Source organism: Billgrantia campisalis (assembly GCF_022341425.1).
Lineage (GTDB): Bacteria > Pseudomonadota > Gammaproteobacteria > Pseudomonadales > Halomonadaceae > Halomonas > Halomonas campisalis.
Window position 1 is genome coordinate 120,237 of sequence record NZ_JABFUC010000006.1, and the last position, 26,466, is coordinate 146,702.

23 protein-coding genes are annotated in these 26,466 nt (G+C 67.7%); 13 read left to right on the forward strand and 10 right to left on the reverse strand.

Translation table 11 applies throughout. The features are described from left to right. The first annotated feature begins 3 nt into the window (after nt 1-3). Genes relA through ppc form a run of 3 tightly spaced genes read left to right on the forward strand, consistent with a single transcriptional unit; the run spans nt 4 to nt 5,797 of the window. Nucleotides 4-2,280 (forward strand): GTP diphosphokinase, encoded by a 2,277-nt coding sequence (relA, locus tag HOP52_RS09025; RefSeq protein ID WP_238977047.1) that lies wholly within the window; start codon nt 4-6, stop codon nt 2,278-2,280. Further along, nucleotides 2,277-3,152: a nucleoside triphosphate pyrophosphohydrolase gene (gene mazG / locus HOP52_RS09030; RefSeq protein ID WP_238977048.1), complete on the forward strand. Its 876-nt coding sequence runs from the start codon at nt 2,277-2,279 to the stop codon at nt 3,150-3,152. Before relA ends, mazG begins: the two co-directional genes overlap by 4 nt. Then, a complete protein-coding gene (gene ppc / locus HOP52_RS09035) occupies nt 3,149-5,797 on the forward strand; it encodes a phosphoenolpyruvate carboxylase (protein WP_238977049.1) in 2,649 nt (882 codons plus the stop codon). The genes mazG and ppc overlap by 4 nt, the downstream gene beginning before the upstream one ends. Before the next feature lie 223 nt (nt 5,798-6,020). Here the strand turns inward: ppc and HOP52_RS09040 are convergent, their stop codons facing one another. From HOP52_RS09040 to HOP52_RS09050, 3 genes are all read right to left on the reverse strand, one after another. Further along, nucleotides 6,021-6,599: a hypothetical protein gene (locus tag HOP52_RS09040; RefSeq protein WP_238977050.1), complete on the reverse strand. Its 579-nt coding sequence runs from the start codon at nt 6,597-6,599 to the stop codon at nt 6,021-6,023. 139 nt (nt 6,600-6,738) lie between these two features. Beyond that, a complete protein-coding gene (locus tag HOP52_RS09045; protein WP_238977051.1) occupies nt 6,739-7,644 on the reverse strand; it encodes a ketopantoate reductase family protein in 906 nt (301 codons plus the stop codon). Further along, nucleotides 7,641-9,581 (reverse strand): DNA topoisomerase III, encoded by a 1,941-nt coding sequence (locus HOP52_RS09050; RefSeq protein WP_238977052.1) that lies wholly within the window; start codon nt 9,579-9,581, stop codon nt 7,641-7,643. The genes HOP52_RS09045 and HOP52_RS09050 overlap by 4 nt, the downstream gene beginning before the upstream one ends. 165 nt (nt 9,582-9,746) lie before the next feature. Here HOP52_RS09050 and HOP52_RS09055 point away from each other — a divergent pair, with 165 nt between their 5' ends. The 3 genes from HOP52_RS09055 (at nt 9,747) to HOP52_RS09065 (ending at nt 13,395) form a co-directional block, all read left to right on the forward strand. Then, on the forward strand, nt 9,747-10,994 hold the full coding sequence (locus HOP52_RS09055; protein ID WP_238977053.1) for an ABC1 kinase family protein: 1,248 nt from the start codon (nt 9,747-9,749) through the stop codon (nt 10,992-10,994). Nucleotides 10,995-11,059: 65 nt separating this feature from the next. Next, entirely contained in the window at nt 11,060-12,874 is a 1,815-nt protein-coding gene (locus HOP52_RS09060; protein ID WP_238977054.1) for an SEC-C metal-binding domain-containing protein, read from the forward strand. A 77-nt stretch (nt 12,875-12,951) separates the two neighbouring features. Next, nucleotides 12,952-13,395: a YHS domain-containing (seleno)protein gene (locus tag HOP52_RS09065; protein ID WP_238977055.1), complete on the forward strand. Its 444-nt coding sequence runs from the start codon at nt 12,952-12,954 to the stop codon at nt 13,393-13,395. A 61-nt stretch (nt 13,396-13,456) separates the two neighbouring features. Here the strand turns inward: HOP52_RS09065 and HOP52_RS09070 are convergent, their stop codons facing one another. Next, nucleotides 13,457-14,824: an AmpG family muropeptide MFS transporter gene (locus tag HOP52_RS09070; protein ID WP_238977056.1), complete on the reverse strand. Its 1,368-nt coding sequence runs from the start codon at nt 14,822-14,824 to the stop codon at nt 13,457-13,459. 164 nt (nt 14,825-14,988) lie between these two features. On the opposite strand from HOP52_RS09070, the gene rfaH reads away from it, so the two are divergent. From rfaH to HOP52_RS09090, 5 genes are all read left to right on the forward strand, one after another. Next, nucleotides 14,989-15,531 carry a transcription/translation regulatory transformer protein RfaH gene (rfaH, locus tag HOP52_RS09075; RefSeq protein WP_238977057.1) on the forward strand — a complete coding sequence of 181 codons (543 nt, stop codon included), beginning with the start codon at nt 14,989-14,991 and terminating at the stop codon, nt 15,529-15,531. 33 nt (nt 15,532-15,564) lie between these two features. Further along, nucleotides 15,565-16,044 carry an FKBP-type peptidyl-prolyl cis-trans isomerase gene (locus HOP52_RS09080; protein ID WP_238977058.1) on the forward strand — a complete coding sequence of 160 codons (480 nt, stop codon included), beginning with the start codon at nt 15,565-15,567 and terminating at the stop codon, nt 16,042-16,044. A 149-nt stretch (nt 16,045-16,193) separates the two neighbouring features. After that, entirely contained in the window at nt 16,194-16,307 is a 114-nt protein-coding gene (gene ccoM, locus HOP52_RS19715) for a cytochrome c oxidase subunit CcoM (RefSeq protein ID WP_309674856.1), read from the forward strand. Nucleotides 16,308-16,506: 199 nt separating this feature from the next. Continuing rightward, complete coding sequence (locus HOP52_RS09085) at nt 16,507-16,932, forward strand: hypothetical protein (protein ID WP_238977059.1); 426 nt, start codon at nt 16,507-16,509, stop codon at nt 16,930-16,932. Beyond that, a complete protein-coding gene (locus HOP52_RS09090; protein WP_238977060.1) occupies nt 16,929-18,062 on the forward strand; it encodes a GGDEF domain-containing protein in 1,134 nt (377 codons plus the stop codon). The genes HOP52_RS09085 and HOP52_RS09090 overlap by 4 nt, the downstream gene beginning before the upstream one ends. Here HOP52_RS09090 and HOP52_RS09095 read toward each other — a convergent pair. Next, the gene (locus tag HOP52_RS09095) at nt 18,059-18,661 is read right to left on the reverse strand and encodes a transglycosylase SLT domain-containing protein (protein ID WP_422677699.1); all 603 of its coding nucleotides are present in this window, start codon (nt 18,659-18,661) and stop codon (nt 18,059-18,061) included. The two genes, HOP52_RS09090 and HOP52_RS09095, sit on opposite strands and share 4 nt — an antisense overlap. Nucleotides 18,662-18,731: 70 nt before the next feature. Beyond that, complete coding sequence (locus HOP52_RS09100) at nt 18,732-20,453, reverse strand: proline--tRNA ligase (RefSeq protein ID WP_238977061.1); 1,722 nt, start codon at nt 20,451-20,453, stop codon at nt 18,732-18,734. Nucleotides 20,454-20,678: 225 nt separating this feature from the next. Here HOP52_RS09100 and HOP52_RS09105 point away from each other — a divergent pair, with 225 nt between their 5' ends. After that, nucleotides 20,679-21,152: a hypothetical protein gene (locus tag HOP52_RS09105; protein WP_238977062.1), complete on the forward strand. Its 474-nt coding sequence runs from the start codon at nt 20,679-20,681 to the stop codon at nt 21,150-21,152. Nucleotides 21,153-21,174: 22 nt separating this feature from the next. Here HOP52_RS09105 and HOP52_RS09110 read toward each other — a convergent pair whose 3' ends face one another. After that, entirely contained in the window at nt 21,175-22,380 is a 1,206-nt protein-coding gene (locus tag HOP52_RS09110; protein WP_275298125.1) for a benzoate/H(+) symporter BenE family transporter, read from the reverse strand. Nucleotides 22,381-22,511: 131 nt separating this feature from the next. Between HOP52_RS09110 and HOP52_RS09115 the strand changes: the two genes are divergently transcribed. Continuing rightward, complete coding sequence (locus HOP52_RS09115) at nt 22,512-23,069, forward strand: helix-turn-helix domain-containing protein (RefSeq protein ID WP_238977063.1); 558 nt, start codon at nt 22,512-22,514, stop codon at nt 23,067-23,069. Nucleotides 23,070-23,096: 27 nt separating this feature from the next. Here the strand turns inward: HOP52_RS09115 and HOP52_RS09120 are convergent, their stop codons facing one another. From HOP52_RS09120 to HOP52_RS09130, 3 genes are all read right to left on the reverse strand, one after another. Beyond that, nucleotides 23,097-23,858: a DUF3307 domain-containing protein gene (locus HOP52_RS09120; protein WP_238977064.1), complete on the reverse strand. Its 762-nt coding sequence runs from the start codon at nt 23,856-23,858 to the stop codon at nt 23,097-23,099. Further along, on the reverse strand, nt 23,855-24,502 hold the full coding sequence (locus HOP52_RS09125) for a hypothetical protein (RefSeq protein ID WP_238977065.1): 648 nt from the start codon (nt 24,500-24,502) through the stop codon (nt 23,855-23,857). Before HOP52_RS09125 ends, HOP52_RS09120 begins: the two co-directional genes overlap by 4 nt. 396 nt (nt 24,503-24,898) lie before the next feature. Further along, nucleotides 24,899-26,266 (reverse strand): 8-oxoguanine deaminase, encoded by a 1,368-nt coding sequence (locus HOP52_RS09130; protein WP_238977066.1) that lies wholly within the window; start codon nt 26,264-26,266, stop codon nt 24,899-24,901. Nucleotides 26,267-26,466 lie beyond the last annotated feature (200 nt).

Below are 26,466 nucleotides of genomic sequence, written 5' to 3' on the forward strand. Positions count from 1 at the left end.
GAGATGGTGAAAGTGCGTGACGATCAGCCGTTGACCCGCGACGGCGAAGTCGATATCGAACACTGGCTCGCGCGGCTGCAGGAGGACGTCAAGCTGCGCGACCCCGGCGCGATGCGTCACACCTGCGAGCTGGCTCAACGCCTGTCCGAGGAGACATCGAGTCCCCACAAGGCGTGGCTGCCGGAGGGCTCCAGTTTCCGCATGGGACTGGAGATGGCCGATATCCTCGGCGAACTCAAGCTGGATCAGTCGGCGCTGGAGGCGGCAGTGCTCTATCGTGCGGTGCGCGAGGGGCTGATATCGTTGGAAGCCATCGGCAAGCAGGTCGGTGCCGAGGTGGCCGGGCTGATCGGCGGGGTGCTACAGATGGCCGCCATCAGCAATCTCCAGACGCCCAGCCAGGGCATGGTGCAGCACGACCAGCAGGACAACCTGCGCAAGATGCTGGTCAACATGATCGACGATGTGCGGGTGGCGCTGATCAAGATCGCCGAGCGTACCTGCGCGCTGCGCCAGGTGCGGGATGCCCCCCGCGAGAAGCGCCTGCAGGTGGCCCGGGAGGTGTTCGATATCTATGCCCCGCTGGCCCACCGACTGGGGATCGGCCAGCTCAAGTGGGAGCTCGAGGACCTCTCCTTCCGCTACCTCCACGAGGAGGACTACAAGGCCATCGCCCGCCAGCTGGCCGAGAAGCGCCTGGATCGCGACCGCTATATCCACGACGTGGTCGAGACCCTCAAGGGGCTGCTGGAATCCCAGGGCATCAGCCCCTATGACGTCAACGGCCGCGCCAAGCATATCTACTCCATCTGGCGCAAGATGAAGCGCAAGCGCATCGACTTCTCCCAGGTCAACGACGTGCGCGCGGTGCGCATCCTGGTGCCCGAGGTGGCGGACTGCTACACCGTGCTGGGGCTGGTGCACTCCCGCTGGCACCATGTGCCCAACGAGTTCGACGACTATATCGCCAACCCCAAGAAGAACGGCTACCAGTCGCTGCACACCGCCGTGCTGGGTCCCGAGAACAAGGTACTGGAGATCCAGATCCGCACCTTCGCCATGCACGACGAGGCGGAGCTGGGGGTCTGCGCCCACTGGCGCTACAAGGGGCACGACACCAAGGCCAAGAGCACCAGCTACGAGGACAAGATCGCCTGGCTGCGCCAGGTGCTGGAGTGGCAGGAAGAGGTCGGCGACTTCGGCAACCTGCGCGATGGGCTGTCCAGCGACGTGGCACCCGACCGCATCTACGTGTTCACCCCCGACGGTCATGTCATCGACATGCCGCGCATCGCTACGCCCATCGACTTCGCCTACCGGGTGCACACCGAGGTGGGGCATCGCTGCCGCGGGGCCAAGGTCGACGGCCGTATCGTGCCGCTCACCTACAAGCTCAAGACCGGCCAGCAGGTGGAGATCCTCACCGCCAGCAAGGGCGGGCCGAGCCGCGACTGGCTCAACCCCAGCCTCGGCTATGTGCGCACCTCCCGGGCTCGGGCCAAGATCCAGGCCTGGTTCAAGCATCAGGCCCGCAGCCAGAACCTGGAGGAGGGGCGTGCGCTGTTCGAGCGCGAAATGAAGCGCTTGGACATCGAGGGCATGGACCTGGAGACCCTGGCCCACAAGGTCAACTACGTCAGCCCCGACGACATGTACGCCGCCCTGGGGGCCGGCGACCTGCGTATCGGCCAGGTGCTCCACCAGGCCCAGCAGCTGTTCGGCGAGACCGATGACCAGGAGCAGCTCGACCGGCTACTGGCCAAGCCGCGCCGCGACGCCGGCAAGGGCGGCGGCTCCGACATCACCGTGCTCGGGGTGGGCAATCTCAAGACCAGCATGGCCAACTGCTGCCACCCGGTGCCCGGCGAGCCGATCGTCGGCTTCATCACCCAGGGGCGCGGGGTCACGGTGCACCGCCAAGACTGCCCCAATATCCTGCAGCTGCGCGTCGACGAGCCGCAGCGCGTCATCGAGGTGGAGTGGGGCGAGCGCGCCCGCACCCAATACCCCGTGGATATCGAGATCCAGGCCTGGGACCGTTCCGGGCTGCTGCGCGACGTGACCAACGTGCTCAGCCATGACAAGGTCAACGTGCTGTCGGTCAACACCCTGACCGACACCCGCGACGGCATCGCCCGCATGCGCATTACCGTGGAAGTCGATGGCCTGGAAACCCTGGGCCGGCTGTTCTCGCGCATCCAGCAGCTGTCCAACGTGATCGATGTCAAGCGCCTGCGCAGCGGCGCTAAGGGTGCCAAGCGCAAGGGGAAGCCGTCATGAACGAGACACGCCACGGTATCGATGACCTGCTGACCCTGATGGCGGTGCTGCGCGACCCCCGGGACGGCTGCCCCTGGGACATCAAGCAGGATTGGGACTCCATCGTCCCGCATACCCTGGAAGAGGCCTATGAAGTGGCCGACGCCATCGAGCGGCGCGCCTTCGACGAACTGCCGGGTGAGCTTGGCGACCTGCTGTTCCAGGTGATCTACTACAGTCAGTTTGGCGCGGAAGAGCGGCGCTTCGACTTTCATGACGTGGTCCATGCGCTGACCGCCAAGATGCTGCGTCGCCATCCCCATGTGTTTCCCGATGGCACCCTGGCGTCGCGCCGCCCTCCCGGCGTCACGGCCGAGGAGGTCGAGACGCAGCAGGTCCATTCGCGATGGGAAGCGCTCAAGGCCGCGGAGCGGGCCGAGCGGGCCGCCGGCGACTCGCCGCACTCTGCCCTCGACGATGTGCCGCGCACGCTGCCGGCGCTGTCCCGCGCCGCCAAGCTCTCCAAACGCGCCGCCCGGGTCGGCTTCGACTGGCCCGACGCCCACGGCGTCATCGACAAGATCCGCGAGGAGCTCGACGAGGTGGAGCAGGCGCTGGGCGCGGGCGACCATGCCCACGCCGTCGAGGAGGTGGGCGACCTGCTGTTTGCCGTGACCAACCTGGCGCGCCGCCTCAAGGCCGACCCCGAACAGTGCCTGCGCGGCACCAATGCCAAGTTCGAACGCCGTTTCCGGTTTGTCGAGCGCGCCTTGCACGAGCAGGGGATACGGCCTCAGGATGCGGGACTCGCCGCCATGGAGCGCTACTGGCAGCAGGCCAAACATGATGAACCATCCAACCCGGAATCGCCCCAAGGAGAACGCCGGCCATGAGCTACGATCTGCATGAATCCCTGCGTGACAACGTTCGCATTCTGGGCGATAGCCTGGGCCGTACCATCGCCGACGATCTCGGCCAGGGGTTCGTCGACCGGATCGAGACCATCCGCGGGCTGGCCAAGCAGGGTCGTCAGGGGGATGTGCAGAGCAGTCGGGAGCTGATCGACTTCCTGCGCAAGCTGCCCGACCGGGAACTGCTGCCGGTGACCCGCGCCTTCAATCAGTTCCTCAACCTGGCCAACATCGCCGAGCAGCACTACCGGGCGCGTTTTCGCCGGGTGGAGGACTACCGCCCGGGCAGCCAGCCGATGCTGGGTGAGCTGCTGACACGAGCCCGCGACCGGGGTCATGCGCCGCGCAAGCTGGTCGAGAGCCTGGCCAACATGCGCGTCGAACTGGTGCTCACCGCGCATCCCACCGAGGTCATTCGCCGCACCCTGATCCAGAAGTACGATGCCATCGATGACTGCCTGTCGACCATCGAGTCCTCCGCCGACTACCCCGAGCGGGCCAGCCGCGCGCGCGGTCGCCTGGAGGAGCTGATCAGTCAGGCCTGGCACACCGACGAGATTCGCCACGAGCGGCCCACCCCGGTGGATGAGGCCAAGTGGGGCTTCGCGGTGATCGAGAACTCGCTGTGGCAGGCGGTGCCCGATTTCCATCGTGACCTGGACAGCCTGTTGCTGGAGACCGCCGGCGAGCGGCTGCCACTGGACGCCGCCCCGCTGGTGTTCGCCTCCTGGATGGGCGGCGACCGCGATGGCAATCCCAACGTCACCGCGCGGGTGACCCGGGAGGTGCTGCTGCTGGGGCGCTGGATGGCGGCGGACCTCTACTCCCGCGACCTGGACCAGCTCAAGGCCGAGCTCTCCATGTGGAAGGCCAACAGCGCCCTGCGTGCCGAAGTGGGCGAAGTCGCCGAGCCTTATCGCGAGCTGCTCCGGCGCCTTGCCGCCCGGGTCGAGGCGACCCGTGACTGGGCCAAGGCGGAGCTCGATGGCAAGGGCTACGAGGGTGGCCCGATCATCGAGACCCGCGACCAGCTCTATGCGCCGCTGCTGGCCTGCTATCGCTCGCTGTGCGATGTGGGCCTGGACACCATTGCCAACGGTGCCCTGCTGGATACCCTGCGCCGGGTCGCAGTGTTTGGCGTGACCCTGACCAAGCTCGATATTCGCCAGGAGGCGAGCCGCCATGCGCTGGTCATGGAAGAGCTGACCGCGACCCTGGCGCTTGGCCAGTATCGTGACTGGAGCGAAGCGCAGCGCCAGGCCTTCCTGCTCGCCGAACTGGAGTCGCGTCGCCCGCTGATCCCGCGCCGCTGGGAGTGTTCCGCCGAGACCCGCGAGGTGCTCGATACCTTCCGGGTGATCGCCAGCGAGCAGCCCGAGGCGCTGGGCACCTACGTCATCTCCATGGCCGCCCAGCCCTCCGACGTGTTGACCGTGGCGCTGCTGATGAAGGAGGTTGGCGGGGCGGTGACCCTGCCCATCGCGCCGCTGTTCGAGACCCTGGACGACCTCAACCGCTCCGCCAGCGTCATCGATCGCCTGCTGGCGCTGCCCGGCTATCGCGTCCTGGCCGGCGACAGTCAGGAGGTCATGATCGGCTACTCCGACTCGGCCAAGGATGCCGGCCAGCTGGCGGCCGCCTGGGCGCAGTACCGTGCCCAGGAGCAATTGGTCGAGGTGTGCCGCCAGCATGGCGTGGATCTGACCCTGTTCCACGGCCGCGGCGGGGCCGTTGGCCGCGGCGGCGGGCCGGCCCATGCGGCCATTCTCTCCCAGCCCCCGGGGTCGGTGAACGGCAGCCTGCGGGTGACCGAGCAGGGCGAGATGATTCGCTTCAAGTTCGGCCAGCCCGACATCGCCCTGCGCTCCATGGAGATCTATGCCTGTGCGGTGCTCGAGGCCACGCTGCTGCCGCCGCCGTCGCCGCAGCCGCACTGGCGGGAGGAGATGGACCGCCTGGCGGAGATCGCCCATCGCGGCTATGTCAGCGTGGTACGGGAGAACCCCGACTTCGTGCCTTACTTCCGCGCGGTGACCCCGGAAGGGGCCTTGGGGCGGCTGCCGCTGGGCTCGCGGCCCACCAAGCGACGCCAGGACGGCGGTGTGGAAACCCTCAGGGCGATTCCCTGGATCTTCGCCTGGACCCAGATCCGTCTGATGCTGCCGGCCTGGCTCGGCAGCGGCGAGGCCTTCGCCACGCGCATCGACGAGGAAGGCGGTCTAGAGGTGCTGCAGGAGATGCGCGACCAGTGGCCCTTCTTCGGCACCTATCTGGACATGCTCGAGATGCTGCTGGCCAAGGCCGATGTGGGCATCGCGACCTACTATGAGCGACGGCTGGTGGATGAGCCCGCCCTGAAGGCCCTGGGTGAGGAGCTGCGCGACCGCTGCGGCCGCCTGCAGTCGATGCTGCTGGCTATTCTCGACCAGCAGCAGTTGCTGGAGCAGATGCCGCTGATCCGCCAGGCCATCGAAGTGCGCAACCCCTATATCGACCCGCTGCACGGCCTGCAGGCGGAGCTGCTGCAGCGCAACCGGGACGCCGATGGCGCCATCAGCGGCGAACTCACTCGTGCGCTGATGGTGACCATGGCGGGGATTGCCGCCGGGCTGCGCAATACGGGGTAGGCCCGGGCTTCGACCGGGAGGGGCAAGGAACAAGGGGCGAGGGGCAAGGAGCGAGGTTCGAGGAAAACGTTGACCAGGCACATATTCGTGTCATAGCGCTGGCAGGGGTACGATCCTGCTCGAACCTCGAACCTCGAACCTCGAACCTCGAACCTCGAACCTCGAACCTCGAACCTCGAACCTCGAACCTCGAACCTCGAACCTCGAACCTCGCACCTCGCACCTAAAACGGAAAATGTATCGAGGCGGTGAGCAGATTCAAATGCGCCATGCTGGGCGCGTCGATCTCCTCGAACTCCAGGCGGCTGACCGCTCTGTTGAACTGCAGGCGGGCGCCGAACCCCTGGATGCGGGAAGTACCGGCCGTCGACATCTGGCGGCCGTCGCCGCGGCTCACTGGGTTCCCGGCCCAATCCGCGTAGCCGGTCTTCGCATAGAGGCCGAACTGCCCGAGACGCAGCCCGGCGATCAGGCTGCCGCCGAGGCTGGTGGTGTTGAGGATGATGTTCTCACCAGCGTAGGAGCTGGGCACCTCGTCGCTGGCCCGATAGGTGATCTCGGCGCCCAGGTCGAGCCGGGGCAGGCTCAGCGGCCGGTAGCCGGCCACCACGCGAAATCCCGAGGTGAAGCCGTCGGGCGTACTGACGCTGTTGCCCTGCAGCAGCAGTCCGTTGTCGAGTGGCAGCATCTCGGCGTTGTCACCGGAATAGGCGGGGGCATCGAGTTCGCCCGGCTGTGCCAGGGTGTCCGCCAGCGTCGCGTCGGCGTCGTCGGCCAGCGCACTCGGTGCGGCAAAAGCCATTGTGACTGCCAAGGCGGCAGCGGCTGATAGTCCCGGTTTCATCTCTCCTGACCTTGCGCAAGCGGCGGGCTGTGCACGGTCGTTGGCCCGCGCAAATCATCCCGTAAGGGTAGCAACGCAGGCCGGAGTCCGCCAGGCGCTAATGTAACCAGGGGTCGGCCGCTAGCCAGTCGTCGAGCTCGGCCAGCCGGGTCGCGGTCAGGCCGTGCCGGCGGGCAGCGTCCCGCAGCGGCCCGAGAATGGCCTCCCGCTCGGTGGGGCGGTCGGCGAGCACGTCCTGAAGCATGGAGGCGCGGTTGCCGGCGGTACCGGCCACGACCTTCCATACCCGCGCGTGCCAGCCCTCCTCGGGGGCGGGAATCCCCTCGGCGGCCATGATTGCCGCCACCTCGTCGATGACCGCTTCGACCAGGGGGCGGAAGGGGCGGTCGCGCAGCTGGCCGTTGCGGATGCGAAAGCGCGCCACCAAGGGGTTGATGGCGGCATTGACGGCCAGTTTCTGCCACAGCCGGTGGCGGATGTCGGTGACCGCGAACGCCTTCAGGCCGGCGGCGCTCAGGGTGTCGGCCAGGGTACCGGCCAGCTCGGCGTGGCGTCCGTCCAGGGTGCCCACCAGGGTCTCGCCGTGGCCGGCATGGACGACCTGGGCATCGCTTTGGACATAGGCACCTTCGGTGGTGGTGGCGCAGAGCACCGGCCCCGGGTGGCGGGCGGCCAGCCGCGGCTGGCAGTCGAAGCCGTTCTGCCACAGCACCAGGGGGGTGTCGGCGGGCAGTCGAAGGGCGATGGCCTCATAGGCCGCCTCGGCGGCATAGGCCTTGGTGGTCAGGTGGATGACCCCGGGCGTGTCGCCAGGGAGGGCATCGAGACGGGCGACGGCCACCCGCCGGCTGCGAGACGCGCCGTCGGGGGTGATCAGGGTCTGCTCGACGGGCAGCGAGCGACGCCCGATCAGGGTCACCGTCGCCTGCTCGGCGAGGCGCAGTCCAACCAAGCGCCCCAAGGCCCCGGGGCCAAGGATCCAGTGGGCGGGAAGGTGGGTCATGTCGAGCTCCTGCGGCGCGGCGGACGGCGCCGCGTGCCGGCATTGCCGCCACGGCGGGATGTCGTCGATCGGCGCCGACGAGTTGCCTCGCCAGGCGGGGCGGTCTCTTCGCCCCGGGCGCTGGCCAGCGAATGGCGCAGCCGTTCGGCGTCGGCGCCGCTCAGCAGATGGCGCAGGTCCTCGATCAGCGCCGCCACGAAGGCGGTCGGGTCGTCGCCCTGTTCGGCAATGGCGGCCAGGCGCTGCTCCCACAGGGCGGTGCGTTCGGGGCGTGTCGCCGCCTCGGGCAGCGAGGCGATCAGCGCACTGCCCAGGCGCGTCGCCCGCAGCGTCTTGCCCTGTCTCACCAGGTAGCCGCGCTGCAGCAGCGTCTCGATGATCCCGGCCCGGGTCGCCTCGGTGCCCAGGCCATCGGAGTCGCGCAGGGTGCGTCGCACCGCCGGTTCGTCCACGTAGCGGGCGATGTTCATCATCGCCTTGATCAGGCTGGCGTCGGTGAAGGGCTCCGGGGGCCGGGTCTCGCGATCCTCCACCCCGGTCTGCTCGACCCGGCAGCGCTCGCCTTCGCTGAGCGGCGGCAGCGGCGGTGCCTCGTCGCGGGTGGTGAACAGCGGCTTCCAGCCGGGCGCGAGGATCTCCTGGCCCCGGGCCCGGAAGCGCTCACCCAGGATCATGAACTCGGCCTTCACCTCTCGGGTGACCAGCGGCGGGTAGAACTGGGCCAGGACGTTGCGCGCGATCAGCCGAAAGACGTCGGCCTCGGCTTTCTCCAGGCGTGACAGCTCCGCCGGCTTACCGGTGGGGGCGAGGGCGTGGTGGGCGCCCACCTGCTTGTCGTTCCAGGCTCGGGAGCGCAGGGAGAAGTCCGCGCCTGCCAGCCATTGTGCCAGGGTGGCGTCGGCCTGGCAGGCCCGTTCGAGGGTGGCGCGGGCGCTGCTCAGGTGGTCCTGGGGGAGGTAGCGGCAGTCCGAGCGCGGATAGGTGATCAGCTTATGACGTTCATAGAGGCGCTGGCAGATATCCAGTACCGCCTTGGCGGAGAGCCCGAAGCGGCGGGCGGCATCCACCTGCAGCGCCGAGAGCGAGTAGGGCAGCGGAGCGGCCTGGCGCTTGTCGCGGCTCTCCAGCGCGGTCAGCTCGCCCTCGGCGCCGGGCAGGCGCTCGGCCAGCGCCGCGGCGGGCTCACGCGTCAGCAGTCGGCCCTGGTCATCCAGCGGGTGTTGCTCGCCGGGCTGCCACCAGGCGCGCAGCTGGCCATGGGGGACCGCCAGGTCGACCCATAGCGTGAAGAAGGGGCGGGGGATGAAATCGCGGATCTCGGCGTCGCGGCGCACCACCAGGCCCAGCACCGGGGTCTGCACCCGGCCCACCGAGAGCACCCCGTCGTGGCCCGCCTGGCGGCCGGTGAGTGTCCAGGCCCGGGTCAGATTGATGCCGTAGAGCCAGTCGGCCCGGGCCCGGGACTCCGCCGCCCGGTAGAGTGGCTGGTAGCGGGCATTGTCCTCGATACGCGCCAGGGCGCGCTGTACCGCCGGGCGGTTGAGATCGCTGATCAGCAGCCGCGATACTGGCCCTTTCCAGCCCAGATGCTCGATCACCTCCTGCACCAGCAGCTGGCCCTCGCGGTCCGGGTCGCCGGCGTGAACCACCTCGCCGGCCTGCTTGAGCAGCCGGCGAATCACCGCCAGCTGACCGCGCGCCTTGGGTCGCGGGGTGAGTTTCCACTGCGCGGGCAGGATCGGCAGATGGTCGAGCCGCCACTGTTTGTAGGCGGGGTCGTAGGCGTCCGGCGGCGCCTGCTCCAGCAGATGGCCAAGACACCAGGTGATCACGGTGTCGCCCGCGTAGAGCGCGCCCTCGTCGCGGCGCACGCTGCCGGTCAGTCCCTCGGCGATGGCCCGGGCCAGGCTGGGTTTTTCGGCAATGATCAGGCGCATGGCGGAGGTCGGCGGTTGTCGGTGTGGTGGACATTCTTCCAGTATTGCGGTGCCATGACCAGATGTCGGGATGCTTGTTGTTGTACAAAGTCTGTATCATTATGGAGGGCCTGCCGATACATACCGTCATTGAGCAGTGTGGCAAGTCAGGAGGAGGGCAGCGCAATGCGTGAACGGGGGCGTACCCGGCGCCTGCTGGGGCTGGGGGTGCGTACCGGCAGCGCCATGATCCGCACTCGCCTGGGGGGGCAGGCCGACTGGCGAGCGCTGGGCGAGGCGCTGTTCGACGGGCTCTCCGAGCTCAAGGGGCCGGCCATGAAGCTGGCCCAGATCATGGCTCAGTGGGACGATCTGCTGCCGCCGGACCTCGCCGATGAGCTTTCGCGCCTGCAGCGCCAGGCCGAACCCATGCCCTGGGAAGGCATTCGCCGCACCCTGATCGACCAGTACGGCGACCTGGATCGCCATTTTCGCGAGATCGAACCGCGCCCCTTCGCCAGCGCCTCCATGGGGCAGGTGCACCGCGCCGTGACCCATGATGGCAATACCCTGGTGCTCAAGGTGCAGTACCCGGGCCTCGCCGAGGTGCTGGAGAGCGACCTGGCCCAGGTGCGGCGCATCATGCGCCTGGGGCGCTGGCTCAAGGTGCCCCAGGTGAGGCTGGACGCCCTGTTCGAGGAGCTCGCCGCCAGCCTGCGCGGTGAGCTGGATTATCACGCCGAGGCCGAGGCGCTGGCCCGCTACCGGGCCCGCTACGCGCATCTCGATTCGCTGGTGATCCCCGAGCCGCTGCCGTCCCTGTCCGGGCCGCGGGTGCTGGCCATGCGCTATGTGGCGGGGACCCCGCTGCGCGAGCTGGAGGATGCCGACGACGCCACCCGCCAGCGGCTGGCCACGACCCTGGCCGATTGGCTCACCGAGGAGCTGTTCACCCACCGCGAGCTGCACGCCGACCCCCACGCCGGCAATTTCGCCGCCGACGACCACGGGCGGCTGGTGATCTACGACCTGGGAGCGGTGGTGCCCGTCCCCGAGTCGCGCCTGCGGGCCATGATGGCCCTGCTCGATGCCACCCTGGCGGGCGACCCCATGGCCATGGACGAGGCGCTGCTCGGACTGGGGGGGCGTCAGGGGCAGGGGGCACCGCTGGCGCTCTATCGCGAATCCGCCGAGGCGGTGGCGCCGCTGTTTGCCCCCGGGATTCAGGATTTCTCCGACGTGCGCGTGCATCGTCGCCTGCGCGACCTCACCCCCAAGGTCTGGGCGGCCATGGACCGACTGCAGCCGCCGGCAGATACCCTGCTGCTGTCGCGCACTCTGAACGGCCACTACTGGAACCTGGTGCGTCTGGGCGCGCGCCTGGACATGCATGCCCGCACCCAACCGCTGCTGGCGTGGGCCCGAAGGCGCTGAGCGCGCCTGCCCAGAACGTTACCGGACTGTTAGACTGTGGCGTTTTCGGGTTTGCGGAGGCAGCGATGCTGGCAGTATGGGTGGAACAGTTGCTGGGCTTTGCCTCGGGGGCCCTGGAGGCGATCCGCGAAGATGAGCACTATCCGGCGCTGATGGCCTGGGCGCGGGACGAGGGCGCCGCACAGCTGGGCAATAACCTGCCCCTGGCCCAGGCGCTGGCGCCGGAGCTGTGGTCCCAGACGCCGCTGGAGCGTGCCGGCTTCGCCTGCGAGCCGCTGGCGCGTCCCGGGCGTAACGAGCCCTGCTGGTGCGATTCCGGTCGCAAGACCAAGCATTGCTGCGGCGCGGTGACCCTGCCCGGTGAGGTTCCCAGCCACCTGATGTGGATGCTGTCGCTGCGCGACTGGAAGGGGCCGACCCTCAAGGCGGCGCTGGAGAGCGGCCGGGCACCGGCCCAGGCGCTGCTGGAGGCGGGGCTGATCGCCGCCGAGACCGGTCAGCGCGGGCGCGCCCAGCAGATTCTCGAGTCGCTGTTCCAGCGCGCCGACTGGTCGCGCCTGCCGTCCCAGGCGGAGCCGGCCTTCGAGCTGCTGATCGACCTCTATCAGGAGCGCGGTTTCACTCGCAAGCGCGCCGACCTGCTCGACGAAGTGCTCGAGCGTGGCCCGCTGTTTCTGCGCGGCGTGGCCCTCGAGCGACTCTGCCTGATGCACCTCGACAGCGATGACCTGGACAGCGCCCGGGCCGCCTTCGTGCGGGCCCAGCAGGCGCTCCCCGACTCGCCGACCCTGGCCTATATCGAGGCCATGCTGCTGCTTCACGAAGGCCACGAACAGGAGGCCGGTGAGCGGGCGCGCTTCTGGTTTCGTCGCCTGTCCCGCCAGGGCGAGCTGGACCCGGACCAGCTGCAGTTCCTCGCCGACCTGGCCGAGAACCCCGGCGCCACCCTGGCCGACCAGCTGCTCAACGCCGAGGAGGACCTGGCCGAGCCCCTGGCCGCCCTGCAGGCGCTGCTCGCCGAGCTGCCCCCGGCCCCCGGCCTGGATGTCCGCCATACGCCGGAAGGCGAGCTGGAGTATCACAGCACGGCCCGTGAGGACACCCTGTTTGCCGCCTTTCAGGTGCACTTCGAGGCCGCCGTGGACGAGGAGAGCGCCCTGGGCTTCGAGGCCGACCCCTGGCTTCAGGCGGGCACTTGGCTGCGCGAGCTCTGCGCGCATCCCGAATGGCTCGATTCGCCGCGGGTCGTGCAGTCGCTGGCGCTGGCACTGACCAGCCGCTTCGGCAGCCTGCCGTGGATGTCGCCGAGTCTGTTCGAGCCGCTGGCCGATCGGCTGGAGCGCTGGCTGATGCGCATTCGCGGCGAGGGCGAGGGCCCCTTCCTGTGGGACAGCGCGGACAACGCGGTGCTGCTGCGCACCGGGCTGGCGCTGGTGGTGGGGATGGAGCGCGGCGCCCGGGAGCGCTCGCGGCGGCTGGCCGAGCGGCTGCTCTCGCTGGACGATCAGGACAGCCTGGGCCTGCAGGAACTGGTGCTCGACCAGCTGCTGCGCGAAGGTCGCGACCAGGAGGCCCTGGCCATGACCGAAGCCTATCTCGATCAGGCGCCGGTGCTGGGCATGCTCATGGGCCGTGCCCTGGCCCTCTATCGCCTGGAGCGTTACGACGAGGCGGCGGCGGTGCTGGGGCAGGTGGCGCGTCACAACGCCCATGCTCTGGCCATGCTGTGCGCCGAGAACCCCCGTCCGGTGGCCGCCGCGCAGGATGTCGTCGCCGAGCCTGGCTCCCGTGCCGAAGCCTGGCAGTATCGCACCCTGATGCGCGACCAGTGGCGCGCCACGCCCGGCGCGCTGGCCTGGCTGCACGAGCATCTGGAGTGAGTCGGCATCGCCTGTAAGGTGAGAGGCGCTTTCTCGACAGTACATTTGAAGACTTACTGATCGAGAGGTGGCATGTCATGAAACGCACGTCTTGGATGGCGGCAATGGTCATGGTGCTCGGCCTGGCTTGGGCCCTGGAGACGGTCGCCGAGGAGCGCATCTTTACACGCGACGGCTTGGCCATCGGTGGTACGGACCCGGTGGCCTACTTCACCCAAGGTCAGCCGGTGCAGGGGTCGCCGGACTATCGACTGGAATGGCGCAATGCCACCTGGAAGTTCGCATCAGCCGAGCATCGTGATCGGTTCGAGGCGAATCCCGAGGCCTACGCCCCCCAGTACGGCGGCTGGTGCGCCTGGGCGGCGGCTCGTGGTGAGGCCGCCGCGACCATTCCTGAGGCATGGAAGATCGTCGATGACAAGCTCTATCTGAACTTCAATCACCGTATCCAGCGGCGCTGGGAGGCCAACATTCCCGCCTATATCGAGGCCGCCGATGAGCGCTGGCCGAATATCTTCTAGATATATCTTCTAGATAGGGTGGCGCTGTCCGAGCGCCCCCCTTTGCAAGGGAGGGGGCGCTTCAGATGGCGCGGGGGGCCGGCCGGGGCACCAGTTCGCGGTCGCGGCTGATCCAGATTGCCAGGGCGATGGCCGGCAGCCCCAGGGCCGTGGCGATCACGAAGAAGGTGGCGTAGCCCTCGGCGGCCACCACCAGGCCGCCGAAGCCGCTGAGGAACTTGCCCGGCAGGGTCATCAGCGACGAGAACAGCGCGTACTGCGTGGCGGTGTACGCTTTCGAGGTCAGGCTCGAGAGAAAGGCGATGAACACCGCGCTGGCCAGGCCGTTGGCCAGGTTGTCGCCGACGATCGCCATCACCAGGAAGGGGAGACTCTGACCGGCGAGCGCCAGGGCGGCGAACAGCAGGTTGGTCAGGGTCGCCGCCGCGGCCCCCAGCACCAGGATGGGACCGATGCCGTAGCGCGCCACCAGCAAGCCTCCCAGAATCCCCCCGCTGATGCTCATGGCGATGCCGAACACATTGGTGACATTGGCGATGGTGGCAAGCGAGAAGCCCAGGTCGATATACAGCGGATTGGCCATGGAGGCCATGGCCAGGTCGCTGATGCGAAACATCGCGATGAAGACCAGCAGCCACAGCGCCTTGAGCTTGTGACGGGTGAAGAAGTCGGTAAAGGGGCAGACCACCGCGCCGATCAGCCAGGCGCCCAGGCGACGCAGATGGCGCGGCTTGCCGCGGCTGGCGCGCAGGAAGGCGCGGACCCGCGGCTCGTGGATCAGTTGGGTGTTCAGCGACAGCCGCGCCGGCTCCGGGCGTAGCAGCACGGTGATGACCCCGACCCCGACCAGTGCGGCCATGGTCAGGTAGGCCGCCTCCCAGGAAATCGCCGAGGCCACGTAGAGGGCGCCGGCGCCGGCGGCCAGCAGCCCGCCGCGATAGCCGATGATATAGGTCGAGGCCATGGCCGCCTGCATGTCGTCAGGGGCCGACTCGATGCGAAAGGCGTCGATGGCGATGTCCTGGGTGGCCGAGCCGAAGGCCACCAGCAGCGCAAAGGTGGCCACCATCACCAGGTTTTGCGTCGGGTCGAGGCTTGCCAGGCCGATCAGGCCGGCGACGATCATGGCCTGGGCCGTCAGCATCCAGCCGCGACGCTGGCCCAGGGTACGGGTCAACAGCGGCAGTGCCAGGCGGTCGACCACCGGCGCCCAGAAGAACTTGATCGAGTAGAGGATGCCGATCCACGAGAAGAAACCGATGGCCGCCACCTCCACGCCATCGCTGCGCAGCCAGGCCGAGAGGGTCGAGAACACCAGCAGAAACGGCAGGCCGGCGGAAAAGCCCAGAAACAGCATGGTGATGACCGGGGCCCGCAGGTAGATGGCCAGGGCGTCTCGCCAGCTGCGGTGGACGGTAGGGGAGGTCATGCGATTGGTCGCTCCTGGCAGCCGGCCGGCGTGGGCGGCCGGCTGCCTGACATCGATGATAGAATGACGTTACAGCCGACACGGCGAGTGGCCAGCGACGGCCGATCGATTGTTGCAGAGCAGCGCGATCGATGCCAGCAGGAGATCCCGATCAGGAGCCCGCCATGAGTGATTCCCAGTGCATCCCGAACGACCTTGATGACGATAGCCTGCCGCGCTGGTACGTGATCCAGTGCAAGGGAGGAGAGACCTTTCGCGCGGCTGAGAACCTAGACAACCAGGGCTTCGAGCTGTTTCACCCGGTGCTGGAGGTCCAGAAGAAGCGGCGTGGCAAGCTGCTCTGGCTGAGCGAGCCGCTATTTCCCCACTATCTGTTCATTCGCCTGGATCGGCTGGCCAGCAACTGGCGGCCGATCCGCTCCACCCGCGGCGTGCTGAAGATCGTCACCTTCGGCGACCGCCCGCTGCCGGTGGATGACGCCCTGATCGAGACGCTGCGCCAACACGGCAGCGAGGGGGAGGACACCGGCGCCAACGTCTATTTTCGTGCCGGTGAGACCGTGGAGATCACCGAAGGGCCCTTCAAGGACCTGCAGGCGGTCTTCGCCAGCCACAAGGGCGAGGAGCGCGCCATCGTGCTGCTCAACCTGCTGCACCGCCAGCAGCGCCTGGAGATGCCCGTGGCCCACCTGCGCCCCCAGCGCTAGGCGCTCCCCCCATCCAAACCACAGGAGACCTTCATGATCATTGCCCCGCAGCGGGTCGTGACCCTGCACTACGAGCTCAGCGACGAACAGGGCAGCGTGCTCGATGACTCTCGTTCACGCGACAAGCCCCTGGAATACCTTCACGGCCACGCCAACATCATGGCTGGCCTCGAGCGGGCCCTGGAGGGGCGCGAGGTCGGCGCCGAGCTCAGCGTGACCCTGCTGCCCGCCGAGGCCTACGGCTTGCGCGACGAGGCGCTGGTGCAGCGGCTCAGCCGTAGCGCCTTTCCCGTTGAGGAGCTGGCGCCCGGTATGCGTTTCCAGACCCCGGGGGAGGATGGCCCCGAGATCGTCACCATTCTCGAGGTACACGAGGACAGCGTGCTGGCCGATGCTAATCACCCCCTGGCGGGCCATACCCTGCGCTACCGGCTGGCGGTGCTGTCTGTGCGCGAGGCCAGCCGCGAAGAGCTGGCCAAGGGACACCCGCTGCCGACGGCCGCCGTGCGATAGCCAGCTCGAGGGGGGGTGAAAAATTGACTCAGGTCAGTTTCGCCGCCGCCCTGTCGCCATCCTGGAAGCAAAATTGATGCAGGTCAGTTTTCCTTCGCCGATCCCGGGCTACAGTGCAGTCATCGCATCGGAGACGGGGAGAACACACCATGTACTGGGATGACGCAGTTATTTTCGGATTGGTCACCGTCGCGATGATGATCGCATTTCTTGCAGGCTGGGTCGGGTTCATCGTGCGGGACCATCGCAAGAAGAAGCACTGATCCAGCAGCACTTCAAGTCGTCAGGGGAGGGGGGATCTTCCCCCCAGTAGCCGACCCATTTGGGTCGGCTTTTTTTTGCCGTGTTAGACTCCGCTTCGTACAATATTTTCAATAAGTAATGAAGAGGGACTGAGGGATGTTGTCATCATGTCATGGGGGCTTCCGTCTTTTCGTCGGACTCTGCGCCGGTGCTACCCTGATGCTGTCCGCCGCTGCCCTGGCCAGCCCCGACCACCTGGTGCTGAAGCAGGGAGAGCAGGCCAGGTCGCTTGCCATCGACGATTTGCGTGAGCGCGCCGACCAGCATTTTCGCTTCTTCGACCCGTACGAAGCGGAGGAGGTCGAGGTGCGCGGCCTGGTGTTCCGCGAGCTGCTCGAAGCCGAGTATGGCGAGGTTCCCCAGCGGCTGACCTTCACGGCCTGGGACGACTACGAGGTGACTCTCGGTGGCTGGGACGATCCCAACTGGATTCTCGTCACCCACCAGAACGGTGAGGCGCTGGGGCTACGCGATCGCGGCCCGCTGCGGCTCGTCGAGCGGGACTACGGCGATCGGGATCCTGAAAACCTGCGCAACTTCAACGACTGGGTGTGGATGATACGCAGCATCGAGGCGGTGCCGTGAAACCCGCCCCAGCCTGGCGGCGACATGTGGGCTGGCTATGGCTCAGCCTGATGAGCTTTACGGCACTGATTTTGCTGATTACGTACGAAACGCGCTGGGTCCATCCCGAGATTCATGCCTATTTCAGCCAGTCAGGCAACCTGACCGGCCAGCAGCTGGCCACCCGCTCGCGGGGCTATCTGCAGGAGAGCCTCGGTTTGCTGCTCGAGGGAGCCGACGAACCGGCTCATCGAGAGCGGGCCCTGTTCCAGCTCGAGCTCGCCTACAGCCTCTTCGATATCGGCCTGTATCGCCGCGAGTATGCCTGCACCGAGCCTAACCTGGCCCGGCTGGATCGTCTGGGGCAGCGGCTGCAGGCCGGCGAGGCGCCGACCCCGACCGAGCTCAACCGCAGCCTGCTGGCGCCGATCGGCTGTCTCACCGAGATCGAGATGGGGCAGCTCGACCGCCGCGGCCTGGCGACCAATCAGTTCGTCGAGGAGACCCGGCGCCACCAGACCCTGGTGCTGCTCGGCAGCCTGCTGATCTATGTGCTGGGCATTGTCTTCTGGTGGATGCACGAGCGGCAGCGGCGCAGCGCCGAGCGGGCCACGCGAGAAAGCCTTAAGTGGATGTCCCGGGCCATGCTGGACCCCCTGACCGGCGTAGGCAATCGGAGCGCGCTCAACGAGGAGATCGTACAGCGCGAGGGGCGTCCCGTGGGGCTGTTGCTGATCGATATCGATTTCTTCAAGCAGTACAACGATGCCCTGGGTCACCCCGACGGCGACCGGCTGCTACGCCGCCTGGCCATGCTGATCGACGAGTCCCTGGCCGGGCAGGCGCGGCTCTACCGCATGGGGGGCGACGAGTTTGCCGCCCTGCTCGACTGTCACGAAGATGCCACTCTGGCGGGCGACTGTCAGAGACTGACCGAACAACTGCGCGCGGCGAGCCTCGACCACCCGGCCCACCCCCATTCCGATCATGTCACCCTGAGCATCGGCGCGGCGCGCTTCATCGCCGGTGAAGCGGGCCTGGCCCTGGGCTATGCCGCCGCCGACCAGGCGCTGTATCGCGTCAAGGGCGAGGGGCGCGATGGGTGGGAGGTGGCCAGGGTCGAAGCCGCCGCCGGCAATGCGGGCGCCTAGTCGGTCACCAGGGCCCGCCCGCCCGGGGCGGCCTGCCGCCAGTGCCGGGTCCAGGCGCGCATCACCCGTTCGGGGTACCAGGTCTGGCCCAGGCTGCCGTTGTAGCGGGCCAGCGCCCGGGTCAGGTCGCCACGCTCCACCGCCAGGTAGTGGGCGAGGATGGTGGTCCCGTAGCGCAGGTTGCGCCACGGGTCCTTGAGGTCGTCGGCGGGCAGGCCCAGCTCGCGGATCCAGAACGGCATGATCTGCATCAGTCCCACCGCCCCGGCCGAGGAAACGGCGTCGGGGCGAAAGGCGCTTTCCACCTCGATCACCGCCATGACGATCTCCGGCGGCAGCCCGGCGAGTCGCGCCTCGTGGTAGATACGATGCAGCAGTTCATCGCGCAGCGCCTCATCAGCCACGAAGCGTGCCAGGCGCGGGGCCATATCGTTCATCCACTGGCGGGCGGCCCAGATGTCGGCCGCCGGCAGCTGGGCGCCGCGCAGTTCGTCCAGGGTCTGGCGCAGCGACGAGGGTGCATCGGGCAGCCGCCGCACCCGCGGTTCGGAGGCGGCAGTCTGGATCGGCGAGGGCTGGCCTTCGCGGAGCTCCGGCACCGCGCCGCCCTGAGCAACGGCCAGGGAGGGCAGCCAGAGTGCCGCCGCGAGCGCGGCGGCAGCGCCCCGGTCAACGGCCCAGCGCTTCGCCCAGGAAGGCCTGGATGCGCTCGGCCGGTACCATGGTGGCATCACTGTCACGACGTCCCTTGTACTCCAGCTCGCCCTTGTCCAGGCCGCGGTCACCGACCACCAGGCGATGGGGAATACCCATCAGCTCCTGGTCGGCAAACTTGACCCCCGGGCGCAGATCGCGGTCATCCAGCAGCACATCGAAGCCGGCGGCGGTGAGTGCCGCGTAGAGGCGCTCGGACTCCTCGCGCACCCGCTGCGACTTGTGAGCATTCATCGGCACCAGGGCGATCTCGTACGGGGCGATGGTGGCGGGCCAGATGATGCCGGCCTCGTCGTGGTTCTGTTCGATGGCGGCGGCGACAACGCGGGTCACGCCGATGCCATAGCAGCCCATCCAGGGGTGCGTGCCCTTGCCGCTGTCATCGAGCACGGTGGCGTTCATCGCTTCCGAGTACTTCGTGCCCAGCTGGAAGACGTGGCCCACCTCGATGCCACGCTTGATGGAGAGGGTGCCCTGGCCGTCCGGCGAGGGGTCGCCCTCCACCACGTTGCGCAGGTCGGCGACCCGGGGCAGTGCGGTGTCGCGCTCCCAGTTGATGCCGAAATAGTGCTGGCCGTCGATATTGGCGCCGGCGCCGAAGTCGCTCATCAGTGCCACGCTGCGGTCGATGACGATCGGCATGTCGAGCCCCACCGGGCCCAGCGAGCCGGGGCCGGCACCCACCTCGGCGCGGATTTCCTCTTCCGTGGCCATGACCAGCGGCGTGGCCACCTCGGGTAGATGTCCGGCCTTGACCGTATTGAGCTCATGGTCGCCGCGCACCAGCAGCGCCACCAGGCCGCCCTCGGCGCCGCGCACCATCAGCGTCTTGATGGTCTTCTCGATGGGCAGGCCGTGCTGCTCCACCAGATCGGCGATGGTCCTGGCATCGGGCGTATCGACCAGGCGCATCGTCTCGGTGGGGGCCGGGCGCTCGGGGGTGGTGCCCAGCGGCGCCGGCAGGGCCTCGGCCTTCTCGACGTTAGCGGCGTAGTCGGACTCGGTGGAGAAGGCGATGTCGTCCTCGCCGGACTTCGCCAGCACGTGGAACTCGTGTGAGTCGGTGCCGCCGATGGCGCCGGTATCGGCCAGCACCGGGCGGAAGTCCAGGCCCAGGCGGGTGAAGATGCGCGTATAGGCGTCGTACATCGCCTGGTAGGTCTCCTTGAGGGAGGCCTGGTCAAGGTGGAAGGAGTAGGCGTCCTTCATGATGAACTCACGTGAGCGCATCACGCCGAAGCGGGGGCGGATCTCGTCACGAAACTTGGTCTGGATCTGGTAGAAGTTGGCCGGCAGCTGCTTGTAGCTGGCGAGTTCGCGGCGCATCAGGTCGGTGATCACCTCCTCATGGGTCGGTCCCACGCAGTAGTCGCGCTGGTGGCGATCCTTGAGGCGCAAGAGCTCAGGGCCGTACTGCTCCCAGCGGCCGGACTCCTGCCACAGCTCGGCGGGCTGTATGGCCGGCATCAGTACTTCCTGGGCGCCGGCGCGGTTCATCTCTTCGCGCACGATCCGCTCCACCTTGCGCAGGGTGCGCAGGCCGACCGGTAGCCAGGTGTAGAGGCCGGAGGTGAGGCGGCGGATCATGCCGGCGCGCAGCATCAGCTGGTGGCTGATCACTTCGGCATCGGCGGGCGTTTCCTTGAGGGTGGCGATCAACAGTTGAGTGGCGCGCATGGGTCCGGCGTTTCCTCGCGATCTGACATCGGGTATGGCCTGGGATGGCCGCGGTTGAGGCATTGTACGGCCAAGCAGAAGCGGCGGCAAAACGCGCCTGACAAGGGGGCAGCGTGGAACGGGAAACGTCCGTATGAATCTTGTCTGTGATAAGCTTTTGCCGATTCGATCCTACGGTGCCGGCTAGCCCTGCGTCGGGGCCCCTTACACACGGAGAATTCTGCCATGACCCGAGCCAGCATGCCCCGGCGTTGTCGTGTCCTGCGCACCCTGGTAATCGGTGTGTCGATCACCATGCTGACGGCCTGCGGTACGCTCTTTCATCCCGAGCGCAAGGGGCAGGTGAGCGGTGACATCGACCCGGCGGTGGCCATTGCCAATGGCGTCGGCCTGCTGTTCTTCATCGTGCCGGGGGTGGTCGCCTATGCGGTGGACTTCTCCAACGGCACTATCTATCTGCCCAGTGGTCACGCCCGGGCCCAGGTGGATAGCCTGCGGCTCGATGACAGCATGGACGTGGCGGCCCTCGAGCAGCTGCTCAGTGAAAAGAGCGGCAAGCCGGTGGACCTCGACAGCGAGGCGCTGAAGGTGGCCGAGGTCGAGAGCCTCGACGAGGCCCTGGCCCTGGTGCGCATGGCGGGGATCGATGACGCCGACCGCCTGGCGCGCGAGATGCCGCCGGCCGCCGACGTTCTCTAGCCTTGCGGCCCGGCCGGTGCGATCAGCGCCGGCCGCACGTGACCCACAGCGTCAGCATACCTGCCACCAGTCCCCAGAAGGCCGCCCCAATGCCCAGCAGGCTGATGCCGGAGGCGGTCATCAAGAAGGTCACCAGGGCCGCATCGCGTCCCTCGCTGGGCACTAGCGCCGAGGCCAGCCCGCTGCCCAGGGTGCCCAGCAGCGCGAGCCCGGCCAGGGCCATGACCAGTGCCGCCGGCAGCGCCATGAACAGCGTGGTGACGGTGGCGCCGAACACCCCCATCAGCAGATAGCCGACACCTGCCGCGACCCCGGCGGTGTAGCGCCGCGCCGGGTCCTGGTGAGACTCGGGGCCGAGACACACCGCGGCGCTGATCGCCGCCAGGTTGAGCGCATAGCCGCCGAAGGGGGCCAGCGCCAGCGTCGAGGCGCCGGTCCAGCCGATCAGCGCCGAGCTAGGCGGCCGATAGCCCGCCGCCTGGAGTACGGCGAGTCCCGGCAGGTTCTGCGTGGCCATGGTCACCACGAACAGCGGAATCCCCACGCCGATCAGCGTGGCCATCGAGAAGGCCGGTGTGGTGAACACCGGGACGGTGGGGGTGAGCTGCAGCCCCTCGAGGCTGACCAGCCCCTGAAGGGCAGCCGTTGCGCAGCCCACGATCAGCACGCCGGGAATGGCCAGGCGCGGCCACAGCCGCCGGCCGGCCAGCCAGGCCGCACACATGGCCAGCGGCAGCCACAGCTGCGACTCCAGGGCGACGAACAGGTCCAGTCCGAAACGCAGCAGCACCCCGGCCAGCATCGCCGCGGCGATGGCGGGGGGAATGCGCTGGATCAGTTTCTCGAACAGGCCGGTCACCCCGCACAGCGTGATGAGTGCCGCCGAGAACAGGAAAGCACCGATGGCCTCCTCGATGGGGATGCCCGGCAGGCTGGTGGCCAGCAGCGCGGCGCCGGGCGTCGACCAGGCGGTCAGCACCGGGATTCGATAGCGTAGCGACAGTCCCAGCGAGGTGATGCCCATGCCGATTCCCAGCGCCCAGAGCCAGGAGGCGATCTGTTCGGGACTGGCGCCGGCTGCCGCGGCGGCCTGGAAGATGATGGCCGCCGAGCTGGCGTAGCCGATGATCACGGCCACCACGCCCGCCGTCAGCGTGGAGAGACTCATGTCCCGCCAGACGCTGAGGGCAGGGGCTGCGTGGCGAGCCATGCGCGTGGTGTGAAGCATGCCGTCCTCCCAGGGGCTTCGAGATGCCCGTTTGTGCGTTATCGCGTACAATGGGCGGCAGGATACCACCGTGCGATATAGCGCACAATGGGAATAAATCTCAATGTGAATAAAGCTCAATGGGGGAAGCGATGCAGGACATTGCCCGACACCTCGCCACCACGCTGCGGCGGCTGCGCCGTGAGCAGGGCTGGAGCCTCGATCGAACCGCCCGCGAGACTGGTGTCAGCAAGGCCATGCTGGGGCAGATCGAGCGGGGTGAATCGAGCCCCACGGTGGCCACCCTGTGGAAGATCGCCAGCGGCTTTCGGGTCTCCTTCTCGACGCTGTTCACCGCCTCGGCGGCACCCGCCCAGCAAGAGCCGGTATGGGGCGAAGACAGCGCCGGCATGCAGGCGCGGCTGCTGTTTCCCTATGATCCAGTGCTGGGCTTCGAGATGTTCGAGATCGAGCTGGCACCGGGGGCGGTCAGCGCCTCAGCGCCCCATGCCCGGGGGGTGGTGGAGCATATCGTGGTGGTGGAAGGGCGTCTCGCCCTCGACGTGGATGACCAGCCCCGGGAGCTGGCCGCGGGGGAGACTCTGCGTTTCTACGCCGACCGGCCCCATGTGATGCGCAACGCTGGCGAGGGCCGCCTGCGTTTTCACGACGTCATCCACTACCTGCCCGGCGCGGCCTCCGGTGGCTGAGCGCGGTTCGCGGCGTGCCTGATTCTCCTAACTGTCCAGTATCAGCAGCCTGAGTGCCAGGCCCAGAATTAGGGTTGAGGCCACGCTTACCAGGGTGCCTAGCAGTACGTACTCGGTCAGCTTGCGGTCCTTCGTGTCGCGCAGGTCGCCGTAGCGTAGCACCGACTTGGCGGCCAGCAGGAAGCCCACCGCGGTTAGCTGATCGAGCAGTACCAGGGAGAGCACCAGCAGCCGTTCCAGCATGCCGATGCGGGCGCCGGCCTGGGCCAGGGTGTCGGTATCCTCGAGCTGGTTGCTCCAGCGCTTCATCACCATGGCGATGGCGAACGAGAAGGGGCGCGTCACCATCAGGTAGGCGGTGGCCACGCCCAGCACCGTAGGCGTGAGCAGCCAGGCGCCGAGCGCTTCGAGTGGCGCCAGGCTGCCGAGCCAGGCCAGCCATAGCGCACACAGCACCAGCAGGTGCAGCAGCTGGTCGAGCAGGAACCAGCGCAGCTGGCCGGCGGGCAGCGTCGCTTTGCCCAGGTCGATCAGCCAGTGGCTGGCGGCCACCGCCGCGGCACCAATGAGCACCCCCAGCGGGCCGGGGGAGCCCGGTAGCAGCCAGGCCGCGATCAATAGCACCAGGGCGGTCAGGCCGGTGTGCACCAGCACGTGATAGAGCAGGTGGCGCGAGCGGTGCAGGCGACGCACCCGCTCGTCGACCCAGAGGCGCGGCTGCAGCAGGAAGTCGCCGGCCAGGTGGGCCAGCACCAGCCCCATCAGCAGAGAGAGGTCGTTGGGGGTCATGGTTGCGTATCCTTTTCCGCCAACCGCTCGCTCAGGTAGGCTAAGGTATCGGCCAGCAGCGGCCAGCGGGCGGCACGCAGCCGCTTGTGCACGCTGGGCTGCTTTATTCCCAGGTGGTCGGCCATGGCCTGCTGGGAGGTCTCGCTCGCCAGGCTGAGTCTGACCACCTCGGCCGAGTAGCGCGACCAGCTCGCGACCATGTCGTCCAGATAGCGCGTCAGGAGAGCGAGGCTACCATCGTCCGTCTCGTCGAGCAGTGCCAGTGATAGGTGCGCACTGCCCACGTTCAACCCATCCAGGTCGTGGCCGGAGCGCACGAACGGCTCGCTGTCTGCGGTGGCGAGCCGGCCGTTGCCAGGCCAGCCTGCCGGTCCTACCGCCACCGCAATGCGGGCGTCCCAACGTTGGTCTGCCTCGGAGTGCTCGATCAGGGCCGCACGCAGGGCGATAGCCACCTCCATGGCGGCTGCGGCCTTGGGCAGGGCCAACTGAAAGCCGTCGCCGCGGAAGCGTTCGCCACGACCACCGTGGCTGGCGGCCAGTTCGGCCAGGGTCGCGTCCAGCAGCGCATAGAGTTGCTGGCGATCCTCGATCTTGCGCGAGTCGATCACATCGCCGGTCAGCACGGCGATTCGCTGGGTCATGGCAGGCGCTCCTAGAGAAGGGTCGCCTTCACCATAGCCAAAAAAGGCTATTTAGCAACTAAATAACCCTTAAGGGCTATATTTACGCCTTGTTTTACCCTAGAGGCTATTCGGCTCAGTGCATGGCAGCAGGAGGGAACAATCAATCAAGGGGCCCCGCCTGAATAAACCGTCCAACTATTTTGGGCAGTTCAGAATGGTGGGGCCAAGTGTTGCCTTGAAGGGGCGTTTGCGTGAGAGGAGTTAGCCTGTCGGGGGTGTCATGATGCAGGGAGAGTGGTCAATCATGGGCACTCCCTTGCATCCGGGCGCTATGTACTTGCTTGCCGGGGGCGGGGGCGGCAGGTTGTAGTTATTGGCTGCCGGTTCAAGGGGAGTTCGCTGCGAAGTTGGCCCTCAGAGGGCCCGCCAGAGTCGTTGGGCGGCGTCATGGTGGCGTGTCATCAGGGCGCCCAGGTCGAGATCCGGGATCGCCCCGTCGATGACCCGCCAGTGGCCGGCCACCATCACCCGGTCGGCACGGTGGGCACCGCACAGCAGCAGGGCGGCGAGCGGGTTCTCGGCACCTGAGAAGCGCGGCTCGTCGAGCCGGAAGAGCGCCAGGTCGGCCTGCTGGCCGGGGGCCAGGCCGCCGATATCGGTACGCCCCAGGCAGCGTGCGGAGCCCTGGGTGGCCCAGCGGATCACGTCGTCATGGCCGATCTGGTCGGGGCGGTAGCGCAGGCGGCCGAGCAGCATGGCCTGGCGCATCTCCTCGGCGAGATTGGAGTGATCGTTGGAGGCTGAGCCGTCCACGGCGAGCCCCAGCGGGGCCCCGGCGCGCTCCAGCTCCAGGGTCGGACAGAGCCCCGAGCCCAGCACCATGTTGGAGGAGGGGCAGTGGGCGACCCCGGTGCCGGCACGGCCCAGGCGCTGGATTTCCTCGTCGGTGAAGTGGATGCCGTGGGCCAGCCAGGTGCGCTCATTGAGCCAGCCGCACTCCTCCAGGTAGTCGAGGGGCCGCAGGCCGAAGAGGCGCTCGCAGTAGCGGGTCTCGTCCTCGGTTTCGGCCAAGTGGGTATGCAGGCGGACTCCCTCCGTTTTGGCCAACTCGGCGGTGGCCTTCATCAGCTCGCGGCTTACCGAGAAGGGCGAGCAAGGGGCCAGGGCTACTGTGATCATGGCGCCCTCCTCACGCTGGTGGTAGCGCTGGATCAGGCGACTGCTGTCATCGAGGATGCGGGCCTCGTCCTGTACCACCGACTGGGGCGGCAGCCCCCCCTGGTCGCGGCCCACGCTCATGGAACCGCGGGTCAGGGCGGCGCGCACGCCGAGTCGCCGGACCGTCTCGACCTGGCGATCAATGGCCGACTCCAGGGCATCGGAGAAGACATAGTGGTGATCCGCCACGGTGGTGCAACCGGAAAGCAGCAACTCGACCATGGCCAGTTCGCTGGCCACCGTGATCTGTTCTTCGTCGAGGTTGGCCCAGACGTCGTAGAGGGTGGTCAACCAGGGGAAGAGTTCCTTGTTGAGGGCCGCGGAGTAGGCCCGGGTCAGGGTCTGGTAGAAGTGGTGGTGAGTATTGACCAGCCCCGGCAGCAGCACATGCTGGGAGGCATCGAAGACCTGGTCGACGGGCAGGCTGGGCTCCTGGCCGGCGGCGAGGCGCTCGACGATACGGCTGTCCTGAATCACCACGCCATTCGCGGCGGCCGGGTCGGCGCAGCTCAACGGCTGGCGAATCCAGAGGCGGGGGGAGGGATTACGGGGGAAATACGTCATGCAAAGCCTCCTGAATAAAACGCACCCATCGCCAAGGGCGAAGGGTTACCCACGCAAGCGTGGTTCAGGTGCCTTACTGCATATCCCAGGATGGGCACTGGGGTGTATTCAATGTTGCGATAAACTGTGTACTAGATATTTGTGCTTGTCAAGAAAGGGACTGGCGTCCCTTGCTCTTCAGCGCAATGGCTTCCCACTAT

Excerpts from the sequence above, each read along its gene's own strand:
- relA (WP_238977047.1), top strand. The coding sequence starts at position 4 with ATGGTGAAAGTGCGTGACGATCAGCCGTTGACCCGCGACGGCGAAGTC.
- mazG (WP_238977048.1), top strand. The coding sequence starts at position 2,277 with ATGAACGAGACACGCCACGGTATCGATGACCTGCTGACCCTGATGGCG.
- ppc (WP_238977049.1), top strand. The coding sequence starts at position 3,149 with ATGAGCTACGATCTGCATGAATCCCTGCGTGACAACGTTCGCATTCTG.
- HOP52_RS09040 (WP_238977050.1), bottom strand. The coding sequence starts at position 6,599 with ATGGCTTTTGCCGCACCGAGTGCGCTGGCCGACGACGCCGACGCGACG.
- HOP52_RS09045 (WP_238977051.1), bottom strand. The coding sequence starts at position 7,644 with ATGACCCACCTTCCCGCCCACTGGATCCTTGGCCCCGGGGCCTTGGGG.
- HOP52_RS09050 (WP_238977052.1), bottom strand. The coding sequence starts at position 9,581 with ATGCGCCTGATCATTGCCGAAAAACCCAGCCTGGCCCGGGCCATCGCC.
- HOP52_RS09055 (WP_238977053.1), top strand. The coding sequence starts at position 9,747 with ATGCGTGAACGGGGGCGTACCCGGCGCCTGCTGGGGCTGGGGGTGCGT.
- HOP52_RS09060 (WP_238977054.1), top strand. The coding sequence starts at position 11,060 with ATGCTGGCAGTATGGGTGGAACAGTTGCTGGGCTTTGCCTCGGGGGCC.
- HOP52_RS09065 (WP_238977055.1), top strand. The coding sequence starts at position 12,952 with ATGAAACGCACGTCTTGGATGGCGGCAATGGTCATGGTGCTCGGCCTG.
- HOP52_RS09070 (WP_238977056.1), bottom strand. The coding sequence starts at position 14,824 with ATGACCTCCCCTACCGTCCACCGCAGCTGGCGAGACGCCCTGGCCATC.
- rfaH (WP_238977057.1), top strand. The coding sequence starts at position 14,989 with ATGAGTGATTCCCAGTGCATCCCGAACGACCTTGATGACGATAGCCTG.
- HOP52_RS09080 (WP_238977058.1), top strand. The coding sequence starts at position 15,565 with ATGATCATTGCCCCGCAGCGGGTCGTGACCCTGCACTACGAGCTCAGC.
- ccoM (WP_309674856.1), top strand. The coding sequence starts at position 16,194 with ATGTACTGGGATGACGCAGTTATTTTCGGATTGGTCACCGTCGCGATG.
- HOP52_RS09085 (WP_238977059.1), top strand. The coding sequence starts at position 16,507 with ATGCTGTCCGCCGCTGCCCTGGCCAGCCCCGACCACCTGGTGCTGAAG.
- HOP52_RS09100 (WP_238977061.1), bottom strand. The coding sequence starts at position 20,453 with ATGCGCGCCACTCAACTGTTGATCGCCACCCTCAAGGAAACGCCCGCC.
- HOP52_RS09105 (WP_238977062.1), top strand. The coding sequence starts at position 20,679 with ATGACCCGAGCCAGCATGCCCCGGCGTTGTCGTGTCCTGCGCACCCTG.
- HOP52_RS09110 (WP_275298125.1), bottom strand. The coding sequence starts at position 22,380 with ATGCTTCACACCACGCGCATGGCTCGCCACGCAGCCCCTGCCCTCAGC.
- HOP52_RS09115 (WP_238977063.1), top strand. The coding sequence starts at position 22,512 with ATGCAGGACATTGCCCGACACCTCGCCACCACGCTGCGGCGGCTGCGC.
- HOP52_RS09120 (WP_238977064.1), bottom strand. The coding sequence starts at position 23,858 with ATGACCCCCAACGACCTCTCTCTGCTGATGGGGCTGGTGCTGGCCCAC.
- HOP52_RS09125 (WP_238977065.1), bottom strand. The coding sequence starts at position 24,502 with ATGACCCAGCGAATCGCCGTGCTGACCGGCGATGTGATCGACTCGCGC.
- HOP52_RS09130 (WP_238977066.1), bottom strand. The coding sequence starts at position 26,266 with ATGACGTATTTCCCCCGTAATCCCTCCCCCCGCCTCTGGATTCGCCAG.